General features: G+C 39.4%; 14 protein-coding genes. 4 read left to right on the top strand and 10 right to left on the bottom strand.

Annotated features, from left to right (window positions below; all coding sequences use genetic code 11):
- Positions 1-140: 140 nt before the first annotated feature.
- The 6 genes from GSQ19_RS23385 to GSQ19_RS23360 all read right to left on the bottom strand — a co-directional run bounded on the left by GSQ19_RS23385 (position 141) and on the right by GSQ19_RS23360 (position 7,887).
- Positions 141-281 (bottom strand): hypothetical protein, encoded by a 141-nt coding sequence (locus tag GSQ19_RS23385; protein ID WP_153228339.1) that lies wholly within the window; start codon positions 279-281, stop codon positions 141-143.
- Between the two features lie 161 nt (positions 282-442).
- Complete coding sequence (locus tag GSQ19_RS23380) at positions 443-3,682, bottom strand: type I restriction endonuclease subunit R (protein WP_011320219.1); 3,240 nt, start codon at positions 3,680-3,682, stop codon at positions 443-445.
- Between the two features lie 131 nt (positions 3,683-3,813).
- Complete coding sequence (locus GSQ19_RS23375; protein ID WP_011320218.1) at positions 3,814-4,311, bottom strand: PIN domain-containing protein; 498 nt, start codon at positions 4,309-4,311, stop codon at positions 3,814-3,816.
- Positions 4,308-4,553 (bottom strand): UPF0175 family protein, encoded by a 246-nt coding sequence (locus tag GSQ19_RS23370; RefSeq protein WP_011320217.1) that lies wholly within the window; start codon positions 4,551-4,553, stop codon positions 4,308-4,310. The genes GSQ19_RS23375 and GSQ19_RS23370 overlap by 4 nt, the downstream gene beginning before the upstream one ends.
- Before the next feature lie 25 nt (positions 4,554-4,578).
- The gene (locus tag GSQ19_RS23365; RefSeq protein WP_011320216.1) at positions 4,579-5,796 is read right to left on the bottom strand and encodes a restriction endonuclease subunit S; all 1,218 of its coding nucleotides are present in this window, start codon (positions 5,794-5,796) and stop codon (positions 4,579-4,581) included.
- A 6-nt stretch (positions 5,797-5,802) separates the two neighbouring features.
- Complete coding sequence (locus GSQ19_RS23360) at positions 5,803-7,887, bottom strand: type I restriction-modification system subunit M (RefSeq protein WP_011320215.1); 2,085 nt, start codon at positions 7,885-7,887, stop codon at positions 5,803-5,805.
- 197 nt (positions 7,888-8,084) lie between these two features.
- Here GSQ19_RS23360 and GSQ19_RS23355 point away from each other — a divergent pair, with 197 nt between their 5' ends.
- A complete protein-coding gene (locus tag GSQ19_RS23355; protein WP_011320214.1) occupies positions 8,085-8,378 on the top strand; it encodes a helix-turn-helix domain-containing protein in 294 nt (97 codons plus the stop codon).
- A gap of 132 nt (positions 8,379-8,510) precedes the next feature.
- On the top strand, positions 8,511-8,813 hold the full coding sequence (locus tag GSQ19_RS23350) for a hypothetical protein (protein ID WP_011320213.1): 303 nt from the start codon (positions 8,511-8,513) through the stop codon (positions 8,811-8,813).
- A 42-nt stretch (positions 8,814-8,855) separates the two neighbouring features.
- On the opposite strand, the gene GSQ19_RS23345 is transcribed toward GSQ19_RS23350, so the two are convergent.
- Positions 8,856-10,874, bottom strand: coding sequence for a TnsD family Tn7-like transposition protein (locus GSQ19_RS23345; protein ID WP_197992852.1), 2,019 nt, complete (start codon positions 10,872-10,874; stop codon positions 8,856-8,858).
- A 187-nt stretch (positions 10,875-11,061) separates the two neighbouring features.
- Between GSQ19_RS23345 and GSQ19_RS23340 the strand changes: the two genes are divergently transcribed.
- Both GSQ19_RS23340 and GSQ19_RS23335 read left to right on the top strand, forming a co-directional pair.
- Positions 11,062-11,292, top strand: coding sequence for a hypothetical protein (locus GSQ19_RS23340; RefSeq protein WP_041456300.1), 231 nt, complete (start codon positions 11,062-11,064; stop codon positions 11,290-11,292).
- A 29-nt stretch (positions 11,293-11,321) separates the two neighbouring features.
- Complete coding sequence (locus GSQ19_RS23335; protein ID WP_011320211.1) at positions 11,322-11,480, top strand: hypothetical protein; 159 nt, start codon at positions 11,322-11,324, stop codon at positions 11,478-11,480.
- 525 nt (positions 11,481-12,005) lie between these two features.
- Here GSQ19_RS23335 and cas5 read toward each other — a convergent pair.
- From cas5 to cas8a1, 3 genes are read right to left on the bottom strand one after another with little or no spacing between them, the layout of a single operon-like run.
- Complete coding sequence (cas5, locus tag GSQ19_RS23330) at positions 12,006-12,638, bottom strand: type I-MYXAN CRISPR-associated protein Cas5/Cmx5/DevS (protein WP_011320210.1); 633 nt, start codon at positions 12,636-12,638, stop codon at positions 12,006-12,008.
- Between the two features lies 1 nt (position 12,639).
- Positions 12,640-13,614, bottom strand: a complete 975-nt coding sequence (locus GSQ19_RS23325) for a DevR family CRISPR-associated autoregulator (protein WP_011320209.1) — start codon at positions 13,612-13,614, stop codon at positions 12,640-12,642.
- A gap of 58 nt (positions 13,615-13,672) precedes the next feature.
- A complete protein-coding gene (gene cas8a1, locus GSQ19_RS23320) occupies positions 13,673-15,157 on the bottom strand; it encodes a type I-MYXAN CRISPR-associated Cas8a1/Cmx1 (RefSeq protein WP_158647771.1) in 1,485 nt (494 codons plus the stop codon).
- Positions 15,158-15,219: the final 62 nt, after the last annotated feature.

Raw genomic sequence — 15,219 nt, 5'->3', positions numbered from 1 at the left:
TTAAAGACCAAAACTAGATATTTTAGCACTAAGATATTATATTTGTCTCCAAAAACCAATTCAGTATAAAGTTGTGAACTACTTTATAGTAAAGCTTCAAGAGGATACCGTAGTATATCTAGTGACTTAAATTTATCCCATTAAAGGAATCGAAACATTTTTGAAGCTTGCAGACGTTGTTGTGCTTCTTTATTCTTACCTTGCTCTAACCGCACCCATCCCAAATTTTTAAACACACTATATTTGATTTCTGGGTTGCTATTTTTCTTCTTAGCTAACACTACTTATTTCTTAATCAGTGATTGTTTTTACGCTTAGATCCAGTGACGTATCCCAACCTACTTTCCTCAATAATTGCTGACAGCTAAAAGGACATATTGAAAGAGGTTGTTTTTTTGTGCGTTAGTTTATAAGCTAGAAAGCTTGTTAAAATTAATACCTTTTATCCCGCCCACTTTGAACCTTTGCTAGCGTGGTCATACATCAAATCAAATACTGTATCGCATTTAAACTTAAATAACGCTCTATCATAGCTTTCAGGCAGGTTTTGATCTAAAACTGCTTCAACTACGGATTGCACTCTGCGCTGGCTCTGCATATCTTTATACCAATCTTGCACTAAGACTTTTGGTTGTTCTGCTATGAGTCGATGCAAGAGAGACTGTGCAGCTAATTTGACTTTTTGAGTTTCCTCCGCAGTCATTTTGTCTTTCTTGAGTAAATCAAATAGTTCCAATTCGTCTTCTGTTAAGCCTTCCCGAATATGTCTTTCTGCTTCTGCTTTCAGGTTTTCTGTAAAATTAACCAGAGCTTCGTAGTAGTTATCAATTGATGAACCACCAGCGTTGTATTTGTCAATGATGGCTTGTAGCCTTTGGGCGAAGTCGGTGCGGGTGGTGTTTTGCTGAATCATTTTGTTCAGCTTGTCTTCAATAAAACTGCGTAAATCGGTAATTTCAATATTTTTATAGGGTTTGTAGCTAAATTCGGCTTTGAGTTGCTCGAAGTTAATTTTGCTTAAATCCCAGACTTGACCTGTCTGGATAATGTTGTATTCTGCACTATATTCTTTAGTGGTAATTCCTTGATTATCAGCAACTACGCTTTCATCTAGCAGTTCCGCAATTTTTAAACTTGCATGGTCAATATCTTTGCGTTCAATGATGCTATCAATCACCCCTCGCAGATATTGGAAGATGAAAACCAATGGACGTGGTTTCTTGATTATCTCTGGTTTACAGGCTTCATAGAGTGAGGTAATAGTATTTTGATAGACAAAAAATCCTTTACGCCATTCATCTTTTTGCAGTAGAGTGTCAGCAAACTGGTTAAATTGTCCTAATTTCTCGAAAGTTTCCTGAATTTTGAGGATGCTTTCTAAATCAATCCCCAGTTCCCGACAAAAATTCAGTCCTTGGGCGATCGCATCATCAAGTAACTCAAACAGGTTAGACTTTTCTTGAATGGGTGAGTCTTCTTTGTCTCCATCATCGCCCAAAGCGTAATCTGCCAAGGCTTGCTTCATGTTGCGGAAGACGTTGTAATAATCAATAATTTCGCCGTTGGTTTTGGTGACGTTGTGAATCTGATATGAGGTGATGCGGTTCGCACGGGCGATAGTTTGCATCAGCGTGTGGTCTTTCATGGGCTTGTCAAGGTAAAGCGTCGAGAGAGTGGGCGCATCGAAACCCGTCAGCCACATGGCGCAGACAAACACCAACCGCAGGGAATTTTCCTCATCTTTAAATTGATACTCGATATCATGTCCCTGTGCATCAACGGTATTCATTCTTTCGCGGTGGGGTTTGATATCAAGTCCTTGTTTCGCAAATTTTTCAACTTCGCTGTCGCTTCCTTCCAGACTAATCACCACAGCCATTTCTGTTTCTCGCATAAAGTCGAGAATCTTTTTCAGGCGAATTTTCTCAATATCATTACTAGATTTCTTAATTCGTCCCACCAGATTTTTAATTTCTGCTTTCCAGTGGTACTGTACTTTGTCGTACATTTTCACCGCAGTGAATTTATCAAGAGAAACCACCAAGCCTTTACCAAGATAGCCACGACGAGGAAAGTGGTAAACAATATCTTTTGCTATTGTCTCTAACCTATCATCACGTTTAATAACTTCGGTTTCGCGGGCAAATTTCCTTTCTAGCTTGGCTTGCTGGGTGTCATCAAGGTTTTCATCTTCAAGGATTTGGTAAAATTCCTCGCTTAAATCCTCGTTTTGAATCAGTACCTCTGGTACTCGCTTCTGGTAAAACAGGGGGACGGTTGCGCCATCATCTACTGACTGAGAAAAATTATACTCGCTGACATAATCCCCAAACCATTCGTTAGTCTTGCGCTTTTTACCTAATAGGGGAGTACCTGTGAAGGCGAGATAATTGGCATTGGGTAAACCTGCCCGCATATTTTCCGCTAAGGTTTTATACTGGGTGCGGTGTGCTTCATCGACAATTACAATAATGTCATTGCGATCGCTCAATATGGGATACTCCTCCCCCTTCTCGTAGCGGAACTTTTGAATCAGGGTAAAAACTATTCGCTTGTTGAGGGAAAGAAACTCCCGGAGTTGTTTACTGTTTTTGGGTCGAGCTGCTTCTTTCTCTTTGACTGTTTCGGTGTTTAAGAAATTGCGGTAAATCTGCCCATCTAAATCATCGCGGTCGGTAATAATCACAAAGGTAAAATTGCCCGTGAGCTTGCGGAAAATCTTTCGGGCATAAAAAATCATCGAAAAGCTTTTACCAGAGCCTTGTGTGTGCCAGAAAACTCCTAATTTGCCCTGTTTTACTTCCCGGTGGTCAAAAGCATCAATAGCGCGATTCACACCGATGAACTGGTGGTTTTGGGCGATGATTTTCTGAGTTTCTTTGTGATAGAGAATAAAGTTTTCGATGTAGTCGAGTAGTTTAGAAGGGTGACAAAGCCCATCTATAGCTAGTTCTAGGCTAGTACCAGATTCTTGAATCTGCTGACGATCTATTTTTTCCTTTTCATCTTCCACCCGTAACCAGTTAAAAAAGTGTTCCCACTCTGCGGTAAAACTGCCAATTTTGGTTTCTAGGGCGTTGGAGAGAATGCAGAAGGCGTTGGTGAGAAAGAGTTGAGGAATATCTTTTTTGTAGTTGCTGAGGTTGTCGTCAAAGGCTGTTTGCAGTTTGACGTTGGAGTTTTTTAGTTCGATGAAAACCAGGGGTAAACCGTTGATATATAGCAAGATATCAGGACGGCGATAGTTTCTTTCTCCTTTAATCCAAAGTTGGGAAACGGCTAAATATTCATTATTTCCGTTGTGACTCAAGTCATTAAAATCTATTAAGCGCACTTTCCCGTGTTCGCTTCTACCTTGGGCGTTTTCATATTCAATGGGGATACCATCACGAATTAGCCTGTCTATTTCCCGATTTGCGGCGATGGGAGACATCAACTGGCGTTTATTGGTAAGAGTTTCTAAACCTTGGGCGATCGCTTCTGCTGGTAAGTTGGGGTTGAGGCGAATTGCTGCTGCTTTCAGGCGATCGCTAAAAATGACCTCGCTTTTATCTGTGCGGTTGGATCTGTCGTTGAGATCGTCGGGGTTGGTTGTGAAGCAGTTGAGTAATTTAAAGCCTTGCTGCTTTAATTTGGCAAGTACCGCTTGTTCGATGTCATCTTCAGAAATAAAGTTAGGCATAGTTTAGGAAAACTACACGGTAATGACCGTTTTAGATATTTATACTCTCCCGATGTACAAATTTTAACCTTTGGCTGTATAAATGTGTAGTGATTTCACACCGCTTTGTCGGCAGTGGTTTGATCCAAGGTTTAAACCTCGTTAGATGCTTGCAAGACGACGGTATACAACTGAGGACTAACTCTAAAGTCTGCCTGGGTAATTAACTGATCAATCAATGGTTTAATAACTGGAATTAGCCCCTGTTTTTTGGCTTGTAGCAAGACTCCCAACAGACCTGTTACATTAATTCCATAATTGGTAGCTACTATTCGTCCTCTGCGTTCATCCATTAAGAGCAGGTCAGCTTTCATTTCTAAGGACAAAATAATTGCTTCGGCTTCTCCCAAGTGAATACTTTCGTTATTCTCTTGAATTTCTGTGACTTGTAGAGAATTCATAACTGTCTGTGTCTGAATCCAAGATAAAGTTTGTACCTCTACTGCACCAGGGACAATCTTATTGACACTAGCCATCTCGTTATATACAGCTTCAGGGATGATAACGCTACCATACAGCTGTCGCAATAAATCTAACTGACCAATCGCGGCTAAGTTTGTGATTGGTGATGTATCGCTAACTATAATCACAGCAAACCCATTGATTGCAGTGTCTTTATATCAGATTGGAAATCTTCAACATCATAGTTAATGTGTAAACCTCGTTTGGCTAATTCATGCTGAAATTCCAGGACTGTGATTCCTGTCCATGCTCGGACTTTGCCACTGCTAATTTTACCTTGCTGGTAAAGCAAGATAGCAATTTCTAATTTCAGTTCATCCTCTGTCATGTTTGATGCTCTGAGGATATCATCGGGAATTGTGACGCTCATCTAGGGAAATTCCAAATCTTACTATTTATTTTAATTCTTCTGTCATGCTGGGCGGGAATTGGATGTCTAAGTCTTCGACGGAAAGCTTACCTGAGATAAGACGAGTTAGTAGGCGATCGCGTATTTCAATAAGTGCATTCTTTGACTTTGATAAAAGCTCTTTTTGCTTAAAGAGAATTGCAATTTTGTCATTGAAATTATTTTGCAGGCTTTTAGGAGGAACGGACATATATAGTCCACCTAAATGATTTCTGTTTAGTGTGGGTACACCAGCACCAGAATTAAAATTCTCAAGTTTTAAGAATTTTAGTGTGTAGTAAATCAAATAGGGTGAATTACCATAAAAGTTTTTTACAAATAATGTCGTGTTTAAAGGCCATGCTTGACTATTGATGAATAAAATTATGCCTAAAGAGCCTGAACGACCAGTTGTAATTACTGGAGGGTTAACTTTAAATTGATTATGGTAAGTTTTAATTGAAGTTGACGCGATAACAGGATATTGACCAGGAATTACTTGAGTATCTGGTAGATCATACCCACGCTGGAGTAGACAAAATTCATCGAACCTTTTTCTCTCCCAACTCTCCGGGATGCCTTTATTAAACTTAACCTGTTCATGACCCGGAAAGCGCAGACGCACAAACCACTCGCGGTAGATTTCCTCAGCCATTTTTTCTAATATGGCAATACGGCGATTATTGTTTTCAATCAGGTCATCATAAGCAGAAAGTATCGCCGCAATCTTTTTCTGAACCGGAAGAGGGGGAAATTTGAATGTAAATTTTTTCAACTCTCCAAGTGCCATCCTTACCTGGTTTGCACTACCTCTAGCTCGTGATTCAATATGATGCTTGAATAATATAGTTTTAGATATATATATCAGAAATTTTGGAGATATTAAATTTTTACATTTGACTCTAATACATACCGCATTTTGATTTAGAAAAGCTCCATCAAAATGTTGTGGTACAACTGACGTTCTACCAACTACTGACCCCGGTTGTGTTGGATGAGAGCCAACAGTGGTAACTACTAAATCGTTAACAAATAATAAATGTTTTTTGTATTTATCAGAACTTGATAATGGTAGATAGCTAAGATTATTAGTTTCAATTGTGCCATCAACCATGTTAGTGACTTTTACAACAGGAATTCCGGCTTCTACATACTCTTTATCAGACCATGCACCTCCATTTATAAATTCACAAGTATCAGCAAGACTCAATTCTATACAATTCATAAATTGTTATTCCCCTACTAACTGCTGAATATTGTGACGTATTACGTCTCCTAGTTTTATTGCTTCCTGATTCAGCTTTTCTAACTCTGTATTCCACCCTAAAATCTCCTCAATAAACTCCTCCTCCGTCTTCCCATCTTCCTCAATCACTACCCCCACATACCGCCCAGGATTTAGGGAATAATCCTGTTCCTTCACATCTGCGGGAGTCGCCAACTTACACAACCCCGTCACATCCTCATATTCTGCCTTCGGGAAACGTTCCTGTAACCAGCGAATGTGGATAAAAAATGATTCTGCCGATTTTACATCTGTATGCAGCGTTTCCAGCGTGGCTTTGAGAGTCTTAACTTGCTTGTCAATCTGTCCCCGTTTCCCCTCTTCCTTTGCTTTTTCTGCCAAAGCCGTTTCATGGGCGCGGATAGTTTTATCAAGCTGCTTCAATCCCAGATGGATGTCATCAAAAAATGGTTTAAATGCCGCACTGAGTTCTTGCTGTGCTTGATTTTGTATTTCTATATTTATTTCTGGAAAATTATATTTATCTAAATAACCTTGATACTGAATTTCTAAATCTGGCAAATCATCCCACAAATTGAGAAAATCAACAGCCGCTTCCCTAGCTTTAATATCATCCATTCCATCATTCAACACAGTGATTAACTGCTGGGAAACTTGCTGCACCTGTGCTTGATTCTCTCTTAGCTTCACCATCCCTTGCTGAAAATAATTATTAATCAGTTCAATAAACCGATGGCTCCTACCCCGGCGCAAATGGCTGATAATAGCAATATTACTAATTTGTTCTGTGGAAAACTCCCGATGTGAGCGGTCAACCTGAGTAAAAATATTTCGCGCATCAATAAACAGAATTTTATCATCCGTCTTGCCCCGATCAAAAAACCACAGAGTTGCAGGTAGCGTCACCGTATAAAACATATTTGATGGCAGCGTCAGCATCCCATAAATCAAATTTTCTTCAATTAGCTTTTGGCGAATATCTGCTTCAGAGTGACGCGCATCTGATGCCGAATTAGCCATTACTAACGCCGCCCTACCCTTGGGTTTTAGCGATGTAGCAAATAAATTAATCCAAAGATAATTGGCATTAGGTACAGTCTCATTACCCTGTTCCTGCTTCTTCCCCTTAGTCTTATTGCGCGGGATACCGTAGGTGTTAAATCTAGCATCGATTTCCACTCGGCTAAGATTAACATCATCCACATTAAATGGCGGATTAGCTAGGACATAATCAAACTTGCCAAAACTGCCAAACGGGTCTTCATAGTACGTATTTGTCTGACGCACATCGCCCCGTAACCCATTGACTGCAATGTTCATTTTTGCCAACTTCACCGTCTCCAGGGTCTTCTCTTGCCCATAGACAAACAGATCGTCAGCAGCAGACTGATTTAACTTTTTGCGCTGTTCTTCAATAAATTGAGCAGACTGGACAAACATTCCCCCAGAACCACAAGCGGGGTCAAACACAGTCCCCTGATGAGGTTCAATGATTTCTACCATCAACCGCACCACAGAACGCGGTGTGAAAAACTCACCTCCACCCTGCCCTTCTGAGAGAGCAAAATTACCCAGAAAATACTCATAAATCTGCCCGAACATATCCCCAGTAGCATTTTCAGGAATATTCGAGAAGTTTTTTAACAGTTGCTTCGGAATACCTTTGTCTGTGCGCGTCAGCCGAAAATACTCATCTTGGGGTAAGGTGTCCTTAAGTTCTGGCTTATATGATTCAATGGACACCATCGCCGCTTTGATAGCCTTGGCGATATCTTCCTCTTCTGGTAGGTTGAGCAAATAGTTATAACGAGCATGGTCTGGCAGATAAAACCCACACTTCTCAATGGCAATTTCGGCGATCGCCTTTTCTCTGCGAGTTCCTTTGAGTGCTTCATATTCTTGCTGAATCTCTGCCGCATACTGGCGATATTTGTTATCAGCAAACTTGAGAAATATTAACCCCATCACGGGCGTAGAATACTCACTAGATTTCAGGTCTGAGTTTGCCCGTAGGGTATCAGCACTTTGCCAAAGGTTCGCTTCAAGTTGTTTTAGTTCTTCTGGGGTCAAGGCTTTAGATGCTGTAGGTCGGTAATTTATCTGTTATGAAATTATATGCACGCATTGGGTTCTGTGACAAAAACAGCCACTCCCCTGATCCACAACTTGAAAAATTTGATTTCATGCGATCGCTTACCTCTATTCCCATAATTTGTAAACTGTAGTAGCCGAAATCAATAAGCTTTGTTTACTGCTGTAGCTATTATATGACCAATGAAAGGAATAAAGAAACTAAAATGTATATTTATGTTGCAGACGTTGTTTCTGTAACCTGGAATAAAGACAGAGCAGAAGTTTTAAAGCGTCTACGTGGTAAAAAGTCCCGGCAGAAATTGGTAGATGAAATTTCGGCTAAGGGTGGGGAATGCTCTCATCAAAACCTGAAAAAATTAGAGTATGGCGAATCTGAAAGCGTCTCCATAAAAGTCTTAGAGGCTGTTTGCTTGGCTTTGGGTATTTCTTTAAAGGATTTTCTTAGCACGGTGGAAGTGACTGAATAAAGTTTTTCATACATATATTGATATTGGTTACTATAGTAGCTAAAACAAAATCTGAAATCAAAAAGGCGATCGCCCCTCCGGGAAGAGAAATGCGATCGCCTTTTGTTAAACCCCATCAATGAGGTTACTCAGATGATTGTACAAGATGAGTTTAGAAACTCAGCCTCGACTGACTCAGAGTTTGAGGAGTATATTGAACACCTTGCCGACCCAGAAGCACCAGAAATTGAGATTGATTCGGTATCCGAAGTATTTGGGGAGCTTTACCGTGTTTGGAATGGTTCTCAACTTCTCGGCACTTTCTACCAAAATCTGGAGGGTAAATGGGTAGCACAACCCTGTAATAGCGACGATAGACCACGTTGTGATACTCCTTTAGCAGCGCAAATCATCATCATCGCTATAAATGGCTTACTGGTAGCCGACGCGGCCTAACACACAAAGCATTTATCCCATCACTTGGAGAGGTGAATTGAATCACCTCTCTTTCTTGTATGCTTTCTCCAGTTCACTTTCCAGAAATGCACTGACTCTTTGGGAGCAATCCTCTCGCAAAGCAGCAACTCTGACTACCTTCCAGCGCATAATTTCTTCTCCACATTCATCAAGCAGCTTGATTGCCCACTTGATCCGGCGCATCTGAAATTCTTCTACAGTTTCAACGACTGATTCCAAATAAGCCTTTGTTAAAGGCATCTGGTCGAGATGTTTTTCGAGTAATGCAAGTAAGCCGATAGTTTTCCCTACCCTACTAATAGAAATTTTCTCTGGTATATCAGCCTTAAGTAGCGATCGCACTGCATCTTGAACCTGAGCGAGAATTTGCTGATCTCGCTCATGCCAATCAACTCTCACAACGGAAGGAACGGCAACTTGTAAAGTGGGTGAGTTTTGATTGAGCCATTCTCTGTCATTCCTGTATAGCCAAATATAGGTGGCTGGTACTAGTTTTCTCAGAGTTGTCTTTGAAGCTTCAGGGTTCTGTACTTGTAAAGCCATCCAATTTTGCCTGTGTTTTAATTTGAGTTCAGTTGCAAAATTGGGATCTATTTCTGGGACTCCCTGTAAGCCTACAGAGTCATTTTCTGTTCTAGTCTGCCAATAAGTTGTCAATTTTAGACGAGATACATAACGTTTGATAGTTCTGGCATCAACATTTAATCTTCTGGCTGTCTCCCGCAAACCCAACTTTTCAACTTCCACCAATTCTTTCAGCTTTTGCTCCCATATTTGACCGAATGCCTTGACTTTACCAATGCGAACTTTGTCTTCATCCGTTTCATCAGGCCCAGTCCGGCAATAAACCATTCCGCAAGCACAAGAAAAAGTACCGACAGGCTTTTTTGTATCGCAGCATAAAGTAATGACTAAATTGGTAATCACTGGTTGTAGATAATGTTCTGCGGCAGCATTGAGACACAACCAGGGGGGTTCGCCAAAAGGCTTGTATTCAGTATCTTTTTGAAAAAATTCCTCTACTGATGTTTTCAAAAAACGCATCATTAGCAGATGTCTAAGAGGATGGAAAGATTTCCTATATTTCCTGACGATGCTAGTAACCCAGTTGTTTGAATCATTATGATTTACCATTGAATCAACAGCACTGAGCATTTCTTGACCATAAAAGAACAAAAAATTATCTAGTAGTTTGTTCTGGTAAATTCGACCAGTTGGAGTTGCAAAACCCTGCTCAATCATCAGATTTGTGTACTGTTTGCGAAACCACTGTGGCTCTTGGCAAGGTATTTCACTATTGAGTAACCACCAAAAATCTTTGGCTAATATTAGTAATTTTTTCAGTGTGTCAGGGCTAAGAATACTGGGTTCTTTAGTAATAGAACAGTTGTCTGTACTAGCTGCATAATATTCATGCTTATTAAAACCATGTAAAGGAGCTAGGCTATCTTGCAAAACTTCACCATGAAATGGACAAACTAAAATCCCTGGTATTTGATGGATGCGATGCCAGTAAGGTTCGCCATAATTTTTTAAGTCTTCTTCCCAGCAAGTTGGACAAAACCGCAAATATTTCGGCATAGTAATTGAGCTTGCCATAATTCCGGCTCTTGTATGAATATCTCCCCCATAATCTCCTTTCATAGATTCCAGTACCTGACTAGACCTGTTTGCTGGCAAAAAAGGGCTATATAAAGGGTAGAGAGTATGTTTATATATCAACTCTTCAACTTGGTAATTTGAGATAAATTGTAGGTTTTTAATTAAATTACTAAGGTTCGATGGTAAATCTACTGTCGCCACAGTAGTCTGTGACTTAAATAAATCTTGTAATGTAATTTTTGGACTCGTATTGCCACTTCTAATGTGATAACGAGCAATAACACTATATAAAATTTCATCTGGATAAGGTTGAGGGAAAAAACTCACCATATAGTTGTTAAAAATGACCAAATCATTTAGCAGATTTTTATTAATTTGAATTACATAACCAGCAATTAATGATTGCCCATGAAAAGTAAGCCGTTTAGATGTTGGCAAGCCAAACGGTGGTATTAGTTACTCATATCCCTAAAAAAATGACTATTTAGGCATTACGCAATACCTATATTATCCAACCAACTCAGGCATTACACAATACCTAACCTGTTGGAAAAAGTTTTAATGTATAACTTAAAGTGCTGAATGTGTTTACTATGATTGGGAGGAATGTAAAAAGTAGACGGCAATGGGTAAGAAAGGGCAAAAAGGTCAAAAAGACGTACCAGAACTGTACGATGAGGTAAAGAAGAGAGTTAACCTAGCCCTAACTCCTACCGGGATTGATGGATTAGATGCGATCGCTGACAGCATGGATTTAAGTCGGTCTGAGTTTGTCGAGAGAATTGGCAGAAAGCTGATCCCAGTCAATGTGAGTTCTCTGACCCAGGAGGATAATCAAGCAATAAAAAAGCCCTAACCGAACTGATTGCTCTTTACCGTGAGCGATTGAGCGGTCAGGATTTGTCTGTTGATGATAGTCAAGATTTGAGCGATCGCCTACGGCGGGGGGAAGCCCATCCCCAATTACAAATACAGAACCAGATTCAGCAGTGGGAAAAAATTCTCAGTAAAATTTCTCGGAATGATGGTAATCAAGAGGGCTAATCTTGGCTTCACTGACAACATATTTCTAGCAAAGACAATAACCCGTAAATACATTCGCCTCTGGGAATCCTGCTCAACGCCTAACGACATCTAATGTTAAAGCACGCTACCAAGCATTTCATGAATCAAGGGTTGCGATCGTTGCTCAACGCCTAACGACATCTAATGTTAAAGCACCCGGACTGAGCGAGATCAATATGATGACCCAGCCCCCTGCTCAACGCCTAACGACATCTAATGTTAAAGCACAGCGATAGCCACATTTGCTGACTTGCCTAAGCTCTACATCAATTTTACAAGCACCTACTCTTTAAGGTTAGCCAAGTTGCAAAAATTAATAGCTATTCATAGCAAAAGTAAAGTTTTTAACACTCCTAACTCTTGTATTTAGAGCATTCCAGGAAATTGCAAGCACTCTAGAAGCATATAAAATCCTTAAAAGGCTTGTAGAATAACGAATTAAGGCTACTTTCTATAGTTTTTAAATTTCCCAAGCAGAGGTGCTTGCAAAAGTAAAGATATCCTCTAATTACTTTGAACTGAAGTCCAAGATAATTCAGGTGGTTGAAAGACTGGACATTTCTGAATCTCGTAACGTAGCCATCGCGTTCCCCGCGAACCTACATGGTCTACCCAGTAAGGTAAAGTTAGTAACCCATATTCATCTCGAATTAACCATCGCATTGATTCTGCATAGTAATTTTTAGGTAAAAGGGTAACATCATTCACTAAATCCCGACTTTCACCTAAACATAATCCACCAAACCTATTAATAGAAGCCGGGTTAGTCAATGCCTCTGCTAAACGTTCCACTAAATTTGGTTTAGCTTTATCTACTCCAGCATCCACCCAAACTATAAATTCTATATTAGTTAATAACTCCTGATAATCAGGTTTATTATTTTTAGAGTCATGGATATTCTTCGTCTTAAATCGGTGAAAGGTGCGAATAACAGTTGACTTTTCTGGTTCAGATAGAAGTGCGATCGCCAGCTTCACACCGCAGTGTTTGTATCTATCCACTTCTCCAACAAGAGATAGTAACATTCCATATACTGTCGATGGTGGTGGTACAGGGTAAGTTTCGCCATATTCCCTAGCACGAGACTGCCGAAAACAAGCTATGGGAACTTCTACTTTTAAGGCAATTGTCGTCATATCATGAACTCCTTAACGACAACTGCAAATCTTCAATAATCACCTGTTTTAATGCTTCAACTGTTGTCTTCACTCCGGGAAACACATTTGCCCCTAAATCTTCCAGAGTGCTAGAAATTGCCCCTCCTATCCATAATTCTTTAGGGTCTATATCTCCAGATTCTACCCGCCTTACTAAATCCGGTGTTGATATATTTCTAAGTTCATCTTCTTCAAAACAGTAAAGTAACCGAGGTGAGAAATCGTGTGTCCACCGTAATATGATGCTATCAGGAGAAAAATCATAGAGAAAACGAGCGTGATTTCCTGCCACTTCTCCAATAGAAATTAAGCTATCGAGGACAGCATTAATGCGAGATTTATCTTTGAGGCTATTGGGTGTTAATGCGAAGCCATATTGATATCGAGTAGCATGAACTTCTGTAGAATAAAGAGATGTTCGTCCTTTCTTTCCACTCATAGCATTGAAAGTAAGATCACCAGCATAAGGAATTGTTGAAACTGCACGAGTGACTTCTAATACACCTCGTCTAGTAGTTATTTTCCCTTTAGGTTTTTCCTTACGCTTACGTTTTGCAGTTTCTTTCTCCTTACCTTGAGAAAGTTTTTTGTCCTCATCTTGAGTTGAGTTCTGGATTTCAACTTCGGATTCAACTGCTGCTTCAACTTTTGCTGCTTCCGCTTGCATAAATCCCAAGACATCATCATCAATGAAGCGAATATCATCAAAATTAGGATCTTGCAAGATGTGATCGGGTACTGGTTGAGCATTTTCATCCCAACGTCTATTCACAGGATAGCCAGCATTTTGCCAATAATATCGCAATGCCCAACGAATTGCCTCAGATGAAACAGTAGAGTGAACTTCACCTTTCCAAATTAATTTTTGTAACGTAGTGGTATTACCTTCATTTTCACCACGATTATTAGCGGCGGTTCCATAACTAGTCAAAATATTACCAAACAGATGAAACATTCCACCATTACCTAAACAATTAATATTTTGTTCTTAATCAAATCAAAAAATATGAAGTTTATTCAGTATTTAGCTCCGATATTTGTGATGGTTTTACCTCTACCTCTGTTATTTTATTCTTTGGGTAGCTAGCCATTGCAATAAAAGTTAAGTCCCTGGCCACTTTCCAATTGCCTATCCCTGTAGTCAATGGAAGTAATTCCATCCAATGTTCTTCCAGAATTGCTATTTGCCCTGCCCTTCCCCAAAACTCTGCAATAAATTTTCGGAAATTGTCAGTATTGGTGCAGCGTTTTAACTGAGATAAAATGCGTGTATTTTCTCGTTCTATTTGAGCGTATTCACCTTCTTTTGTTCTGCTATAAATTTTGGCATATATTTTTCTTAATGCTTCATGACAAGCTTGAATAAATAGCTTTTGAGCTTCTATATCCCATTCTGAGTCCTGAATCATCTTATTAATTCCTTTATACTCATCAGTAAATTGTTTAAATGATTTTTTATTTTTAATAAATGAAATCCAATTAGCCCACCAAGACCGACCCATTGCTAGATTATTGGCGATTATTCCTTTTATTAAACTTGGAAGCAAATAATGTTGATTTTTATATAAAACAATTTGACATTCTGGAAAACAAATACAACTAAGCTTATAAAGATAATTAACTGAAGAATTTAATTCTATGATTGCTATTTCTGCACGAGTTTTTTGCTGTTCTGACCAAGCTTTTGTACTAAAAAAGATTATTTGACATCGTTTTAAAAAATTGGAAGTAGGCATTTGTGTTGTTTTATAATTAAGAAATTTTAATCCAGCATCTCCTAAGCTAGATACGTGAAAATGTTTATAATCTAAGTTACCCAAACACCACAAAAAATGTGCATAAAGTTCTAAATCAATTACTTCAGGAATAACCAAAACATAGTTTGTATGTGATGGTTCGGTGTGCGATCGCAGCACAAAATATTGACAAGCCATAGGAGCGAACAACAACGCTAGAGCATATTCTGCTTTTTCTTCAAATGCTGTTTGTTCTTTAAAAGCATAATGGCGAACTACTGCTCCTGGATAGAGCCATCCCCTGATACCAATTGGCTCTTTTAGCAATTGTCCGTACTGGTCACATAAATGTTTAGCAAAATGTTGATGAGCATAGGAAGCAGCTTTCTTATAATCAACCCTAACCTGAATACCATCAATAATTAGTTGCTTAGATTGTTGACCCGCAGACTTAAAAAATTTATTATGTTGTGTAAAAGTGGCTGTGATACCTTGATGGATAATTATTTGATTTTGAATATCCATGTTTTGAGAATCTAACCCTGTCAGGGAAATTAAACCCTCATCGCTGATTTGAAATGATTGCTTCAGCAACCAGTCTAAAACTGTGAAATCCTGTCCTTCCCAATCAAGATTGATATAGTGAGGGGTTAGCAACCAAGTTAAATTACCAATACGTTCAGCAGGTGTTGGATAGATTTTTTCCAGTTTTTTGAGCGTCATCCAAAGTCCTGCAACCCCAGCACGATGCAATAAAGTCATACTAGGATCGCCGAGATTAAGCTGAATTTTGGGGTTATCTGCTCTCTTCATCATCTGCTTTC

The organism is Trichormus variabilis 0441 (genome assembly GCF_009856605.1).
Lineage (GTDB): Bacteria > Cyanobacteriota > Cyanobacteriia > Cyanobacteriales > Nostocaceae > Trichormus > Trichormus variabilis.
The sequence above is the reverse complement of the archived record's forward strand: the minus strand, read 5'-3'. Positions and strand labels throughout refer to the sequence as shown.